Annotated in this window: 12 protein-coding genes; 6 read left to right on the plus strand and 6 right to left on the minus strand. The window is 64.8% G+C overall.

All coding sequences use genetic code 11. The annotated features are described in order from the left end of the window. Position 1 precedes the first annotated feature (1 nt). On the plus strand, positions 2-1531 hold the full coding sequence (locus AAGT95_RS21145; protein WP_342595037.1) for a tripartite tricarboxylate transporter permease: 1530 nt from the start codon (positions 2-4) through the stop codon (positions 1529-1531). A 2-nt stretch (positions 1532-1533) separates the two neighbouring features. Here AAGT95_RS21145 and AAGT95_RS21150 read toward each other — a convergent pair whose 3' ends face one another. The 5 genes from AAGT95_RS21150 to AAGT95_RS21170 all read right to left on the minus strand — a co-directional run bounded on the left by AAGT95_RS21150 (position 1534) and on the right by AAGT95_RS21170 (position 7227). Further along, a complete protein-coding gene (locus AAGT95_RS21150; protein WP_342596563.1) occupies positions 1534-3339 on the minus strand; it encodes an MGH1-like glycoside hydrolase domain-containing protein in 1806 nt (601 codons plus the stop codon). A 92-nt stretch (positions 3340-3431) separates the two neighbouring features. Next, positions 3432-4487 (minus strand): ABC transporter ATP-binding protein, encoded by a 1056-nt coding sequence (locus AAGT95_RS21155; protein ID WP_110598619.1) that lies wholly within the window; start codon positions 4485-4487, stop codon positions 3432-3434. After that, positions 4487-5272, minus strand: coding sequence for an ABC transporter permease (locus tag AAGT95_RS21160; RefSeq protein ID WP_110598620.1), 786 nt, complete (start codon positions 5270-5272; stop codon positions 4487-4489). The genes AAGT95_RS21155 and AAGT95_RS21160 overlap by 1 nt, the downstream gene beginning before the upstream one ends. After that, positions 5269-6156 (minus strand): ABC transporter permease, encoded by an 888-nt coding sequence (locus tag AAGT95_RS21165; RefSeq protein ID WP_110598621.1) that lies wholly within the window; start codon positions 6154-6156, stop codon positions 5269-5271. The genes AAGT95_RS21160 and AAGT95_RS21165 overlap by 4 nt, the downstream gene beginning before the upstream one ends. A 9-nt stretch (positions 6157-6165) precedes the next feature. Continuing rightward, a complete protein-coding gene (locus tag AAGT95_RS21170) occupies positions 6166-7227 on the minus strand; it encodes an ABC transporter substrate-binding protein (RefSeq protein ID WP_110598622.1) in 1062 nt (353 codons plus the stop codon). Between the two features lie 196 nt (positions 7228-7423). Between AAGT95_RS21170 and AAGT95_RS21175 the strand changes: the two genes are divergently transcribed. The 3 genes from AAGT95_RS21175 to AAGT95_RS21185 are packed head-to-tail and all read left to right on the plus strand — an operon-like array spanning position 7424 to position 10151. Beyond that, on the plus strand, positions 7424-8167 hold the full coding sequence (locus tag AAGT95_RS21175) for a GntR family transcriptional regulator (protein WP_342595038.1): 744 nt from the start codon (positions 7424-7426) through the stop codon (positions 8165-8167). A gap of 2 nt (positions 8168-8169) precedes the next feature. Further along, positions 8170-9198, plus strand: a complete 1029-nt coding sequence (locus AAGT95_RS21180) for an ADP-ribosylglycohydrolase family protein (protein WP_342595039.1) — start codon at positions 8170-8172, stop codon at positions 9196-9198. After that, positions 9195-10151 (plus strand): PfkB family carbohydrate kinase, encoded by a 957-nt coding sequence (locus AAGT95_RS21185; protein ID WP_342595040.1) that lies wholly within the window; start codon positions 9195-9197, stop codon positions 10149-10151. The genes AAGT95_RS21180 and AAGT95_RS21185 overlap by 4 nt, the downstream gene beginning before the upstream one ends. 113 nt (positions 10152-10264) lie before the next feature. Here AAGT95_RS21185 and AAGT95_RS21190 read toward each other — a convergent pair whose 3' ends face one another. Beyond that, a complete protein-coding gene (locus AAGT95_RS21190) occupies positions 10265-11575 on the minus strand; it encodes a carbohydrate porin (protein WP_342595041.1) in 1311 nt (436 codons plus the stop codon). Between the two features lie 239 nt (positions 11576-11814). Between AAGT95_RS21190 and AAGT95_RS21195 the strand changes: the two genes are divergently transcribed. Beyond that, positions 11815-12810 carry a GlxA family transcriptional regulator gene (locus tag AAGT95_RS21195; RefSeq protein ID WP_342595042.1) on the plus strand — a complete coding sequence of 332 codons (996 nt, stop codon included), beginning with the start codon at positions 11815-11817 and terminating at the stop codon, positions 12808-12810. Next, the gene (locus AAGT95_RS21200) at positions 12807-14006 is read left to right on the plus strand and encodes an MFS transporter (protein ID WP_342595043.1); all 1200 of its coding nucleotides are present in this window, start codon (positions 12807-12809) and stop codon (positions 14004-14006) included. Before AAGT95_RS21195 ends, AAGT95_RS21200 begins: the two co-directional genes overlap by 4 nt. Positions 14007-14042 lie beyond the last annotated feature (36 nt).

Here is a 14042-nt window from a genome sequence, read left to right on the forward strand (position 1 = left end):
CATGGACGCGATCTCCGGGCTGCTGGGTGGCTTCGCCGCCCTCGCCAATCCCGAAACCCTGCTCTACATGATCGGGGGATTCCTGATCGGCACCTTCTTCGGCGCGGTGCCGGGGCTGACATCGGTACTGGCCATTGCCCTGCTGCTGCCGCTGACCTACAGCCTCGACGTGACCACGGCGCTGGTCGCCTGCGCCAGCATCTTCATGGCCGGAATGTGCAGCGGCAGCATCACCGCCACCACCATCAACATTCCCGGGGCGCCCTCGTCGATGATGACCGCGCTGGAAGGTTACCCGATGCAGCAGCGCGGCGAGGGCGCCAAGGCGCTCGGCCATGCCGCACTGGGTTCGATGATCGGCGGTTCGCTGGGCGCCCTGCTGCTGATGGTGATGGCACCGCTGGCGGCGGACGTGGCCCTGCTGATCCGCACACCGGGCAAGTTCTCGCTGATCGCCTTTGCGCTGATCGTGATCATCATTTCCCAGCGCGGATCGATCACCAAGGGCATGATCGCGACCCTGTTCGGCGTCATGATCGCCACCATCGGCATCGACGTGGTCCAGCCGCTGGCCCGCTTCACCTTCGGCACCGGCGTGCTGGTTCAGGGCATCGACATGATGCCGCTGATCATCGGTACCTTCGCCATCAGCGAGCTACTGGTCCAAGCCGACAGCCGCAGCACCCGCACCGTCGACCCGAGCATGATCAAGGCGGCCAAGGTGAAACGTCGCGATTTCATCCCGCCGCTCTCCGAGGTCCGCGAGATCGGCGCGCTGCGCTACCTGAAAAGCGCGGTCATCGGCTATGCGGTCGGCATTCTGCCCGGTGCCGGCGGCTCGATGGCGGCTTTCGTCTCCTACGCCGAATCGATGCGCTCCTCCAAGCACCCGGAGCGTTACGGCAAGGGCAACCCGGAAGGTATCGCGGCGGCAGAGTGCGCCAACAACTCGATGTGCGGCGGCGCGTTCGTGCCGATGCTGACGTTCGGCATCCCCGGCGATCCGACCACCGCCATCGTGCTCGGCGTGCTGGTGATCAACGGCCTCCAGCCCGGCCCGCAGTTCATGACCCAGCAGCTCGACCTGATCGCGCCGATGTTCGCCTCGCTGTTCGTCAGCGCCCTGATCCTGATTCCGCTGACCCTCTACCTGCTCGGCCCCTACTTTCTCAAGATCGTGTCGATCCGCCGTGACGTGCTCTACTCGAGCATTGCCATCGTCGCACTGGTGGGCAGCTACGTCGCCACCTACTCAACGTTCCAGATGGCGCTGGCATTGGTGTTCGGCGTGTTGGCCTACTACCTGCGCAAGCAGAAGTATCCTACCGTCTGCCTGCTGCTGGGGTTCGTGCTCGGTCCGAGCCTGGAGGAGTACTGCCGTCGAGCGCTTTCCATCAACGACGGTAACCCGCTGATCTTCTTCACCAGCCCGGACAGCCTCTTCTTCATCGCGCTGACCGCGGTGTTCTTCTACTTCATGGTGATCCGCAAACCCAAGGACCGAGGACTGGGAACGCCACCGGCGGGGTGAGGCTATCTCGAGAGCAGGCCGGAGAGTGGCACCAGGCCATGATCCGGCCTCGCCACGCCAGAGCTCCAGGGGGTCACGTCGACCGTCTGCGCGACTGCCATCGCCGCCATCAATGCCCCCCAGGAATAGAAGGAATCGGTATCGGGCTGATCGGTGATGGCGCCGGTTTCGGGGTGAAAGTTCTCGCCGCAGATTCGCTCCCGCCAGCCATCCTGGAACAGTCGCCAGCTCTTGTCGGCGAGTTCGCGGGCCTGCTCGTGAAAGCCGGCGCGCAGCAAGCCACGCTGGGTCCAGAAGTTGAGTGTCGGCCAGACGCGCCCGCGCCAGTAGACGTTGTCCTGATAACTGGGGTCGTCTCGAGCCACCGAGGGCAACCCCACGTCCCCCCCGAACTTCTCCCACGGGAGCAGGTAGTTGTTGACCAACGCAGTCGCCTGCTCCGAGGTGGCCGCCCCGGCGACGAGCGGATAGAACGAAGTGGGCGCCAACTGGCGCACGAAGCTGCCACCCCGCAATCGATTGGCGAATACGCCGCGCTCGGCATCCCACAGCTGGTCGCGGATGCGGGCCACGTGATCGGCATGGCGTGCCCGCAGCCGTTTCGCCGTCGCCACCTCGCCGAGTCGATCCGCCATCGATATCAGCATCTCGTTATCCAGCGCCAGCAGGCTGTTGGCACCGACATCGAACGCCTGCAGCAGACCGGTGGCGGGATCGAACGGGGCATCGTCGTGGACCGGACTGTTGTCCATCGCCGACTCGTTCTTGGCGCCCAGCTTGGTACCCCGGTAGAGTCCTCGCCCGACCCCCGGGGTGGTGCCATAGGCCACCAGCCCGGCGCCAGCCAGTTCACGATGACGCCACCACCAGTCGAAGTTGGCCAGCAGCCTGGGAAACGCCCAGCGGATCAAGCCTTCATCCCCGCTGCGCTGGTAGAGATTCCAGACGACGTAGCCAAGAATCGGCAGTTGGCTGCGATCGATCCAGGCGTCGTTGCCGGTCACCAGACAGGGAAAATTACCCGCCTCGGTCTGAAACGAGAAGATCGCCGCCAGATTGTCCTTGGCGCCTTGAAGATCGATGTGTCCCCACAGCCAGGCATTGAAGGCGACGTCATCGAGCCAGACGCCGAAGCCGCCGAACTTCTGTGTGCTCCAGAAACGCGTCAAGCCGGTGTAGGGCCGACGATTGACGGCATCGTAGACATGGTTCCAGCGGATCACGTCATTGATCGCCTGCAGCGCCTGCTGCGCGCCGCCGGGCGGATGCGCATCGGCCAACGCCCAGTCTTCCCGGGGCAGCGCCGGTATGTCGATCGTGCCCTGCCGACAGACGATCCGCTGCCGGGGAATCTCTTCCAGGTTGAAGCGCAGTGCGGCGGTCGTGCCACTCTCGGCCCGGGAGCCGAGATAGAAATAGCCTCTGTCGAGGAACTCCTGGCGCACTGCGTCCAGGTCATCGTGAAAGGTCACGAGCAGAGGCGCGTGGGCTGCCCTGACCCGCAGCGAGCGATCACGCGGTGCGTCGGCCACGTCATTCCGGAGCTCACCGCTCCCCTCGTCGAAATGCCAGCGACCGCCTCCGTGGACGACCAGGGCGACCCAGAATCGCAACCCCCACTCACCGGTCTCGCGAGTCTGCCACTCGATCTCGATACCGTCGACGTCGAAGCAAAACCGCCAGTCGAGCACCGTACCGTGGAACTCACTCCGCAGGCGCGCTTCCCCGCCGTCCAGCGAGCGCATGCCGAATCGCGTCTGCGAGGGAGTGAGCAGCGAAACCGCGTTCGCGCTGGCCGCGTAGAGCATCGGTGTCAAGCGGACGTCCAACTCCGGATGCACGAGTTCCGCCGGACGATCCGGATTCCACGTCCCCCAGCCGAGATTTCGCCGTCCCTCGCTCATGCTTCGACCGGAATGGTATCCGCCACGCGCCATGTCAGCCGCACTCGCTGGCCTGGTTGTAGCTCGGCCGTGGCGCGGTTCTGGGCGAAGACACGCAGATGAATGTCATTACGGCGCAGCAGATAACTCAGGCTGTTACCGGCGAAGATGATCTCCTGAAGCTCCGCCTCGAGGAGGTTGTGGTCGGCAAGAGGGGGCTCCCCCTCCTCGGCGATCGCCATTTTTTCCGGGCGTACCGCACAGGTGGCTTTGCCGACGCCGGTCAAGGGTGCGGTAGCGCGCAGCCTCGTGCCGTCGGAAAGCGCCAGCTCGCCGTCATCGACATCACCTTCGAACAGGTTGGCATCGCCCAGGAAAGTCGCAGCGAAGGCTGTCGCCGGGCGCTCGTAGAGTTCTCGCGGCGGCCCTTCCTGCAGCAGTTTGCCATCCTTGAGCACCCCGACCTTGTCGCTCAGCGTCAAGGCCTCCTCCTGATCGTGGGTCACGAAGATCGTGGTGATGCCCACTTCGCGCTGAATACGCTTCAGCTCGACCTGCATTCCGAGGCGCAGCGCCTTGTCGAGCGCGCTGAGCGGTTCATCGAGCAGCAGCACCCGAGGACGGAAGACGATGGCGCGCGCCAAGGCCACACGCTGGCGCTGGCCGCCGGAGAGCTGGTGCGGTTTACGCTCGTCGTAGCCGGAGAGCCTGACCAGTTCCAGCGCCTCGCCGACTCGCGCCTTGATCTCGGGCTTCGGCGTGCTGCGCACCATCAGTCCGAAGGCGACGTTGTCGAACACGCTCATGTTGGGGAACAGCGCGTAGTTCTGGAACATCATGCCGATATTGCGCTTCTCCACCGGCAGCGACTCGACCGCTTCACCACCGATCAGAATCTCGCCACTGTCCGGAAAGCTGAAGCCAGCGATCTGGCGCAGCAGGGTCGTCTTGCCGCTGCCGGAGGGCCCAAGCAGGGCATAGAAGCCGCCGTCGGCGAATTCGATCGAGACGTCGTCCAGCGCCTGAAACTCGCCGAAGGACTTGTTGACATGGGATACGGTGACAGATGCCATCAGCGATCGCCTCCAAAACGGTAGAAACGGGACACGATCACCAGCAGGGTGATGGAGAAGGCGATCACGAGCGTGGAGATGGCGTTGATCTCCGGCGTGAACCCTTTCTTGATCGCGGTATAGATCTCTACCGGTAGCGTGCTGACACCCGGCACCGACAGAAAGTAGGAGATCACGAACTGATCGAACGATACCGCAAACGCAAACAGGGCTCCCGCGATGAACCCCGGAGCCAGATAAGGCAGGGTCACGTGGCGTATGACCTGCCACGGATTCGCCCCCAGTGAGCGAGCGGCCGCCTCCAGGTCGGGGTCGAACCCCTTGATGCGTGCCGAGACGACGATGATCACGTAAGGCAGTGCCAGTGCCACATGCCCCAGGATCATGGCGTGCAAGCCTCGCCCGATACCGCTCCAGAAAAAGAACAGCAACATCGCGGTACCGGTGATCAGCCACGGAATGGCGATCGGCGGAAACAGCGCAGCCTGCAGCACCTTCTTGAAGCGAAAGTCATAGCGGAAGAAGGCGATCGACGCCGCCGTTCCCAGCACGCTGGCGATCACCGTGGTCGCCAGCGCCACCAGGAGGCTGTTGCGCGTGGACTCCAGCAGTCGAGTGTTGTGGGCCAGCTTGACATACCAGTCGAAGGTCCAATCGATGGGCAGCATGTAGAACTGTGACGAATTGAAGGACATCGCGGCCATCACCAGGATCGGCAGGTAGAGAAACGCCAGCACCAGGCCGAGATAGATCCGCGCCAGCATGTTGGTCGGCCGGGCTTTCATGATGCCCTCCTCAGAATCGGCTGGAAGATGGCGAAGATGATCAGCACGCAGGCCAGCAGGATGAACGACAGTGCCGCTCCCAACGGCCAGTTGAAGACCGAGGTGAACTGATCCTCGATCACCGTGCCCAGAAAGGTGCCCTCGCGACCTCCGAGGATCCTCGGCTCCATGAAGGAGCCGATCACCGGCACGAAAATCAGCACGGCGCCGGCGACGATTCCGGGCATGGAGAGCGGCAGGATGATACGTCGCAGCACGGTCAGACGACTCGCGCCCATCGAGCGCGCGGCATCGATCAGATCGTCATCGATGGTCGACAGCGAGATGTAGCAGGTCAGGATCATGTAGGGCAGGTAAGAGTGGACCAGCCCGATCACCACCGCCTCGTAGGTGAACATCAGCCGGAGCGAGCCGAAACCCGGGATCAGCCAGTCGAGCAGGCTTTCCAGGATACCGTTGCCGCGCAGCACCATGGTCCACGAGAAGACCCGGATCAGCGCGTTGCTCCAGAACGGGATGATCACCATCAGAAACAGGGCCTCGCGCCAGCGTCCCTTGATGGTCTTGGCCAGCACGTAGGCGCAGGGAAAGCCGATCAGAAAGCACCACAACGCCACCTCGAAGCCGAGCCTGAGCGAGCGCAGCATCAGCGTGCGATAGAAGTCTTCCTGGAAAAACGCCGCATAATTGGACAGCGTGACCTGCCAGTCGCGTCCCGGTAGCGGCACGTCACTCAGGAAGCTGAAGTAGAACATCGCTGCCAGCGGCAGGAGGATGGTGACGATCAGCCACAGATAGGCCGGCCCCGTCAGCCCCAGAATGCTCTTGGCATTGGAGGGCTGTCGGCGGCGTGTCGGCGAACGCTTGGTGTCGGAAACAGCCATCGCCCCGAATTACTCCTGGTAGAAGGTCTTGGTTTCCTGCCACACCTCGAGCATCTTCTCGCGCGTCGCATCGCTCATCGGCCCCATGAAGGGAAGAGTGTTGACCGTCTTGAGCTCCTCGATCAGCGTCTTGTTGAAGGCGCCATCGGGTAGCTGGGCGACGGCCTTCTCATTGGCGGAGATGGGCGCCCCCACCTCGGTATCCCACTGCACGTAGAACTCAGGATCGATCATCCAGTCGATGAACTGCTTGGCAGCCTCGGGATGAGGCGCATCCGTCGGCAGCGAGAGCCCGTCGAGCCAAGCGATGGCGCCTTCACGGGGCACGATGAACTCGATGGGAAGACCGAAGTTATTCTTCGAGCGCGCCGCCGATCCACTCCAGTAAGTCGCCAGATCGAATTCACCGGAGGCCATGTACTGGTTCCACTCGTTCTCGGAGTTCCAGAAAGTCCGAATCTGCGGTTTGAGTGCGTGGAGACGCTCACGAATGAGGTCGTAATCGCTGGGGTCATTGATGTCCTGACCGGTCGCCAGTGCTGCGAACTGGCAGGATTCGACCGCGTCGTCACGCCAGCCCAGGCGTCCCGCATGCGCCGGGTTCCACAGCTCCATGATGGAATTCGGCTTGGCGTCGAAAGCGCCGGTATTGATGGCAAACGACGTCACGCCCCAAAGCCAGGCGACGCCGAACAGCTTGCCGTCGTGCAGGAGGTTGGAGTTCCGGGCGAGTCGTGGCTGCAGACCGTCGCTGTGCGGGAAGTCGGCCAGATCGAGGGGCTGGATCAGCCCCTCCCTCGCCGCCTGCTGGGTGTAGGCGGAATTGACCAGGACCACGTCGTAGGTGCCGGGGTTGGTACGCAGCTTGGTCAGCATCTCCTGCTCGGAGTTGAAGTACTCGTGCGCGACGGTGTTGCCGGTGGCCTTCTCGAACTGTTCGAGCGACCAATCCTCGTCGGTGCCATACCCCTGCCAGTTGAGCACGCGGATCGTATCCGCCTGGGCCAGGCCCGTGGCCGTGGAGAGAGCCGCGACGAGCGCGATGGAACGAATGAAGCCATACCCTTTCATGGTGTTGCCCCCGGTTTATCGGATTGTTATTTCGGCTACCGCCAACGTCGTCGCACCCGTTTTCACCGCCCGTCTTGCACCGTCTCAAGGCCCCTTCTGAAGTCGCCTTGACGTGATCTCCCGCACCATCGCGGCAGGCTGAAAGCGTGCTTCATTGCACTCGCTGCGTCGCGTTGTCGCCGCTGACGCAAAGTGCTTGATCGACGTTCCGCTTCACTGTACAAGACTAAACATGCACAAACCTGTTCGATTTGACAAGAAGCAACGCGTCATCGACGAGTTGACTCGAAGGATTCACAGCGGCCGATTGCGTCGCGGCAAGCGTCTGCCTGGCGAACACCAGTTGGCCGAAGAACTCGAGGTCAGCCGCGGTACCCTGCGTGAGGCCTTGCTGGAGCTCAAGCGGCAGTCCTACATCGCAACGCAGACCGGCGTGGGCTCCATCGTGACCTACGATGGTGTCGAAATAGACCCGCAACGCGGCTGGGCCCAGGCACTGGCCGAAACCGGAGCCGACCTCCAGGTCGAGATGCTGCGATTGGCGACGATCGAAGAGGCCGACTTGCAGACCCGCTTTGGGGTCGAGCGCTTCATCGCCGTCGATCGCCGCCGCTCCACCCGCGACGGGCTGTTCGTCTCGCTGGAGCGCTCACGGGTCCCTGCCCTGCCCGCGCTGATCGACCTGCCCGCACGCGGCTTGGTCGATGATTCACTGACCGCGACGCTCAGGGCCGCCGGGCTCGAAGTGGCGCGCGGCGAACAGAGCGTCGATATCGCCTATCTGGACGCAGAAAGCGCCAACCTGCTCACCCGTGACATCGGCACGCCAGTGCTGCGTTCGACGCGAACCACGTTCAATCAGCAGGGTTCATTGGTCGAGCACGTGGTGAGCTTGCTCGATCCTGACCATTTTCGATTACATTTGCATTTTGGAACCTGACCATGTTCGATGCCGCCGATCACGCGTCTCCACTGCGTCAACGCGCACTCGGTGCCTTCTACGGGCTCGCGCTGGGAGATGCCTTGGGCATGCCGACTCAGTCACTGAGCCGACAGCAGATCGTGGCGACCTTCGGCGAGATCACCACGTTGATCGATGCTCGCGCTGACCAACCGATCGCACCCGGCATGCCCGCGGGCAGCATCACCGACGACACCGAACAGGCGATGCTGATCGCGGACCTGCTCATCGACGGTCGCGGGTCGATAGATCCCCTGACCTTCGCCGAGCGTCTGATCGCCTGGGAAGATGACATGCGTGCCCGCGGCTCGCGGGATCTGCTCGGACCGTCGACCCAGCGGGCGGTGGCACGCATCACCCAAGGCATTCCGCCCGAAGAGGCCGGCCGCCTGGGCGCCACCAATGGTGCAGCAATGCGCATCACGCCGGTCGGCATCGCGTTCGATGTGGCGTACGCAGAACGCTTCATGGAGGCCGTCTACGCGGCCAGCAGCGTGACCCACAACACCGGTCTGGGCATCGCTGGGGCCGCCTCGGTGGCAGCGACCATCTCCGCGGGTCTCAATGGTGCGGCGCTGGCGCAGGCGCTCGATATCGGTACCGAATTCGCCGAGCACGGCGAAAGGCTGGGTTACTGGTTCGCTGGTGCACGCCTCGCGCCGCGCATCCGTTGGATACGCTCACAAATGGCCGGCATCAGCGACGCCACCGCCATCACCCTCCTCAACGACCTGGTCGGCACTTCGGTACTGGCGCAGGAGTCGATCGTGGCCGCCTTTGCCCTGGCCGAGCTGGCGGGCGACGCGCCGCAGCGCGCGCTCTGCCTGGCGGCCAGTCTGGGCGGCGACACGGATACGATTGCCGCCATTCTTGGCGCGATGCTGGGCGCATGCGCGGGGCTGGACGCCTTGCCGAGCGACCTGATCGACCAGGTCAAGCGCCGCAACCGCCTGGATCTCGAGCCTCGGGTCGAGGCACTGCTGACGCTACGCGCAAGCACCTCGCCGTGACTGGCCTCCCCCACTCACCGGTCCCCGCCAAGCTCTGGCATACGGGCCAGGCGATCGTCGACATCGTGATGTCGATCGAGGCGCTGCCGCCCCCGGGCGGCGATGTCATCGCGCAGTCGGCGAATCACGAAGTCGGCGGGGGATTCAATGTGATGGCCGCCGCCCGCCGCTACGGGATGCCAGTCATCTATGCCGGAGAACATGGAACCGGGCCCATGGGGTCCCGCGTGCGAGAGGCGCTCGTCAAAGAAGGCATCGTGTTGGCGAGAGAGCCAAACCCCGCTGGCGACAGCGGCTTCTGCATCGCCCTGACCGATGCGGCTGGCGAGCGCACGTTCGTGTCTCATATCGGCGTGGAGGGGCAGGTCGGCGCCGAGCGTCTCGGGGCCCTGCCGGTGGCCGACAATGACTGGATCTATATCAGCGGCTATAGCCTGGCGTACCCCGGCAAGGCCTCCGCCCTGCTCGACTGGCTGGAGACGCTGGCCGCAACCTGCGCAGTCGTCTTCGACCCAGGCCCGCTGCTGGCCCGTATCGATCACCGCCAGCTCGCGCGACTACTGCCTCGGATAGCGATATGGAGCAGCAACGCCAGTGAAACGCGAACGTTCGCCGGCCGTGACGAGCTGGAATCGGGTATCGCCGTGATCGCCTCGCGCCTGAACAGGTCGGCCGCGGTCGTCGTGCGGGACGGTCCGCGGGGGTGCTGGCTGCATCACGACGGCGAGACGCGAGCCATCGAAGGGTTCGCGAGCCAAGCCATCGACACCAATGGGGCGGGGGACGCTCATACGGGCGTCATGATCGCGGCACTGGCCGAGGGCACTTCCCTGCCCACTGCCTGCGCTCGTGCCAATGCGGCAGCGGCGATTGCCGTCTCCCGCCGGGGACCCGCCACAGCGCCTGATCGCGAGGAGCTGGAAAACTATCTCGAAGCCAACCTCGCCCGGTAGGCGGACGACGCAGCCGGGCGAAGCGGGCCAACGACAACTGCCGGCAGCCCGCCCCGGCTCTCAAGCCGAGCAAGCGCCGTCTCGCACGCTCGGCTACTGTTTCCCGCCGGCGCTCAGAAACTCGCCGTGATCATGGTGCCCGCCACCCAGGCGTTGTCGACCGAATCCACCGCCGACGGGTTGGCGACGTACTGCAGGTTCGGGCGCAGGGTGAGCGAGGGGGTGAGGTTGAAGCTGTAGTAGATCTCCGCGTCGTACTCGTGCCCTTGGCGCGGCAACGGCGCAAGCGAGCCGGCCGGGGTGGCGTTGTAGTAGCCGACATAGTCGTTGACGTCATCGTTGACATGGAGATAGGCCAGGCCGATTCCCGCGTCGTCCTGCGGGCGGGCATCGAACGGGCCGGCGTAGGTCGCGCCGACCGAGACGTAGCGATCGATACCGGCGGTGTCGCCGTGGTTGGCGTTGCCCATGCTGAACAGGGTCAGGCCGCGATCGGCGTTGCCGCCACGCGTGGTCACCTGCTGCTGGACCACGTAGTAGAGCCCGGTGTTGGTGTCGCTGGTGCGGGTATCCGGCCCATCGCCGTAGGCGCGATTCTCCACGTTCTGGGTGTAGAAACCGAGTTTGTAGGCGCCGGCCATGCCATCCAGCTTCGGCGTGTAGCCCACTTCGACGGGGAACAGGGTGCCCTCGGTGCCGCTGGTGCGCAGATCGAAACCGTTGTCGTTCTCCAGGTTGCTGTCGTTGATGTTGAAAGCGCCGACCTGGGCGTACCACTCGGGGCTGAAGTTGGCACGGATCACCGCCGCCCACTGGGCGATCGGCCAGTTGTAGATGTTGTTGCCCCAGTTGCCGGGCTGGGCGCTGCCAAAGGCGAGGTTCTGGAAATTGCTGTCGATGGTGGCGAAGTCGTCGCCGAACGGGATTCGACCGAGCTTGACGGCGAGCGCGTCATTGAAGAACCGCTGGCGATACCAGAACTGGGTCAGTCGCGTGACCGGCCCGCGCCCCTGGACTTCCTGTACCGACGAGCCACCGACGGTGGCGCCGGGATCACTCATCCGGTCATTGACGCTGTGGCCATTGCGATTGGTGACGGTGACCTGAAATTCAGCAGCGGGAATGCCGGCGAGCTTGTCGAGGTCGAAATTGGCACCGACCGCGAACTGATCCGAGTATTTCGCCACATGGCTATCGTGGTAGCCACCATCGAGGATCGTGGCCGCCTCGCCCACGTAGTCGAAGTCGAAGGAGATCCCGGCATTCTCCAGCGCCGTGCGCTCGCCCCCCCAATCCCCCAGCAGATAGGGCGAATCCGGGGAGAACGCCGAGTAGGCCTGCGCCGAGCCGATGATTCCGAGACCGCCCAACAGTAACGCCGACGCCCCACCGATTCTGATGACCCGCAACGTGACATGCATCATGACCTGAACTCCCAAAAATAATTAGCACGTTACTAATGCGCAGGAAATGATAGTCCCGGCGGCCCGGCTCCGGTAGTCGAACGACCCGCTTCAGGCGACAAAGAAGACTAAAGGATGAAGCGCCGTGACCGGGGAGTACCGCGGCGACAGGGTCGAATGTCGTTTCCGGTGGCCATGGTATCATTGCCGACATCCTCCGCCCGGCGCAGACTGCCTGTCGAACTCCACCGGACGATGCCATGACCCACACCGTCGACCTGTTCGTCTATCCGGACTGCCAGCTGCTGGACGCCAGCGGCCCCTGGCAGGTCTTCGCCAGCGCCAACACGCTGCTGGGTCGGCCGCATTACGAGCTCCGCCTCACTGCCAGCGAGCCCGGCGAGGTCCGGACCAATGGCGGCATGACGCTGGTCGCGACCCATGCCCTGGAAACGACGACCCCGGGCGGCACGCTGCTGGTGGCCGGTGGCCATGGCGTGCATGAGCTGGACGACACGGTCATCCGCAAGCTCGCCGAACGCGCCGCCTCGGCGTCACGGGTCGGCTCGATCTGCAGCGGGGCCTTCGCACTGGCCAGAACCGGACTGCTCGACGGCTGCTGCGTCACCACGCACTGGCGCCAGGCCGAACGCCTGGCGCGGGAGTTTCCCGAGATCGATGTCGCGGCCGATGCGCTCTACCGCAACAGCGGCAAACTCTACACCAGTGCCGGGGTCACCGCGGGCATGGACCTGGCGCTGGCCCTGGTCGCGACGGACCACGATCATCGCCTGGCCGGCGAGGTCGCCCGCGAGCTGGTGATGTTCCTGCATCGGCCCGGAGACCAGGCGCAATTCAGTGAAGGGTTGCGCTGCCAGCTCGCCAGCCATGGCCGGCTACGCGCGCTGATCGATCGCGTGCTCAACGATCCGCTGGCCGCCTGGAACAGCGAGGATCTGGCCGCCGCGATGGCGGTGACGCCACGTCACTTTCAACGCCTGTTCCGCCAGCAACTCTCGATGACCCCGATGGAGTTCCTGACCCGCCTGCGGCTGGAGTCGGCGCGGCGACTACTGGCCGAGAGCGACGCCCCGCTGGCACGGATTGCCGAACACTGCCGCATCGGTGGCGCCGAACAGCTGCGCCGCCAGTTCCAGCGCCGCTACGGACTCGCCCCCAGCGCTTATCGCGCTCGCTTCGGCCGAACCCTGGCCAGCCCGGCCCCGTCCCCCACCAGCAACCGAGAAGCCTCATGACGACCTCCGCGCCTTCCCGCCTGCCACTCACCGTCTGGGGCCTGGCCCTGTGCCAGGCACTGCTGGTCAGCGGCAATATCCTGCTCATCGCCGTCTCGCCGCTGGTCGGCGCCCAGCTCTCCGGCAATGCCGACTGGAGCACGCTGCCCGTTGCCACCCAGTTGCTGGGATTGACCGCGGCGACACTCCCCTCCGGCTGGTTGACCGCACGCCTGGGACGCAAGCGCACCTTCCTGATCGGCAACACCGCCGGGCTCATCGGCATCGCCATCTGCCTGCTGGCGTTGAAGAGTGCCGCCTTCCCACTGTTCACTCTCGGCACCTTCGCCATCGGCATGAGTATCGGCGCCGGCATGCTCTATCGCTTCGCCGCCATCGACGCGGCGAGCCAATCGCAGCGCGACCGCGCCCTCAGCCTGGTGATGGCGGGCGGTGTCATCGCCGCCTTCGCCGGGCCCTGGCTGGCGCGCTACACCCAACACGCCTTCGCGACACCGTTCCTGGGCTGTTTCGTCGGCCTGGCGGGACTCTACGCCCTGGCGCTGCTGCTGCTCTCGCGACTCGAACTGCCATCGCCCCGGGGCGCGGTCGACGGCGAATCGCCGCGCCGCCCCGGCCAACTGCTGCGAGAGCCCCAGCTGCTGGCGGCGGTGGTCATCGCCACCCTGAGCTACGCCATCATGAATCTGGCCATGACCGCGACGCCGCTGGCCATGACGCATGCCGGCCACGGCTTCGGCGACGTCACCAACGTGATTCAGTGGCACATCCTGGCGATGTTCGCCCCCTCGTTCGTCACCGGCGACCTGACCCGGCGCTTCGGCTACCGGCCCATGATCGCCGCCGGGTCGCTGGCGCTGCTGGCCAGCCTGCTCTGCGCCCTGCTCCCGACCACGTTCTGGGCCTTCGCGGTCGGGCTGTTCCTGCTGGGACTGGGCTGGAACTTCACCTTCCTGCCCGCCAGCGCCTGGCTGACCACCACCTACCGGACCGGCGAGGCGCCTCGCGTCCAGGCCATCAACGACTGCGCGGTCTTCTCGCTGACCACCCTCTCCGCGCTGCTGGCCGGTCCGCTCAACGCCTGGCTCGGCTGGCAGACGCTCAACCTCCTGCTGCTGCCGCTGGTCGTGGTGCTGATGGCGGTGGGTCTCGGCGTGCCCCGCCTGCAACGACCACTCATTGCCAGCGGTGATTGATCGATCACCGTCTGACGGTGATTGGTGACCAGGCAT

The sequence above is a fragment of the Salinicola lusitanus genome, from assembly GCF_038648475.1.
In the GTDB taxonomy this organism is placed as follows: Bacteria; Pseudomonadota; Gammaproteobacteria; order Pseudomonadales; family Halomonadaceae; genus Salinicola; species Salinicola lusitanus.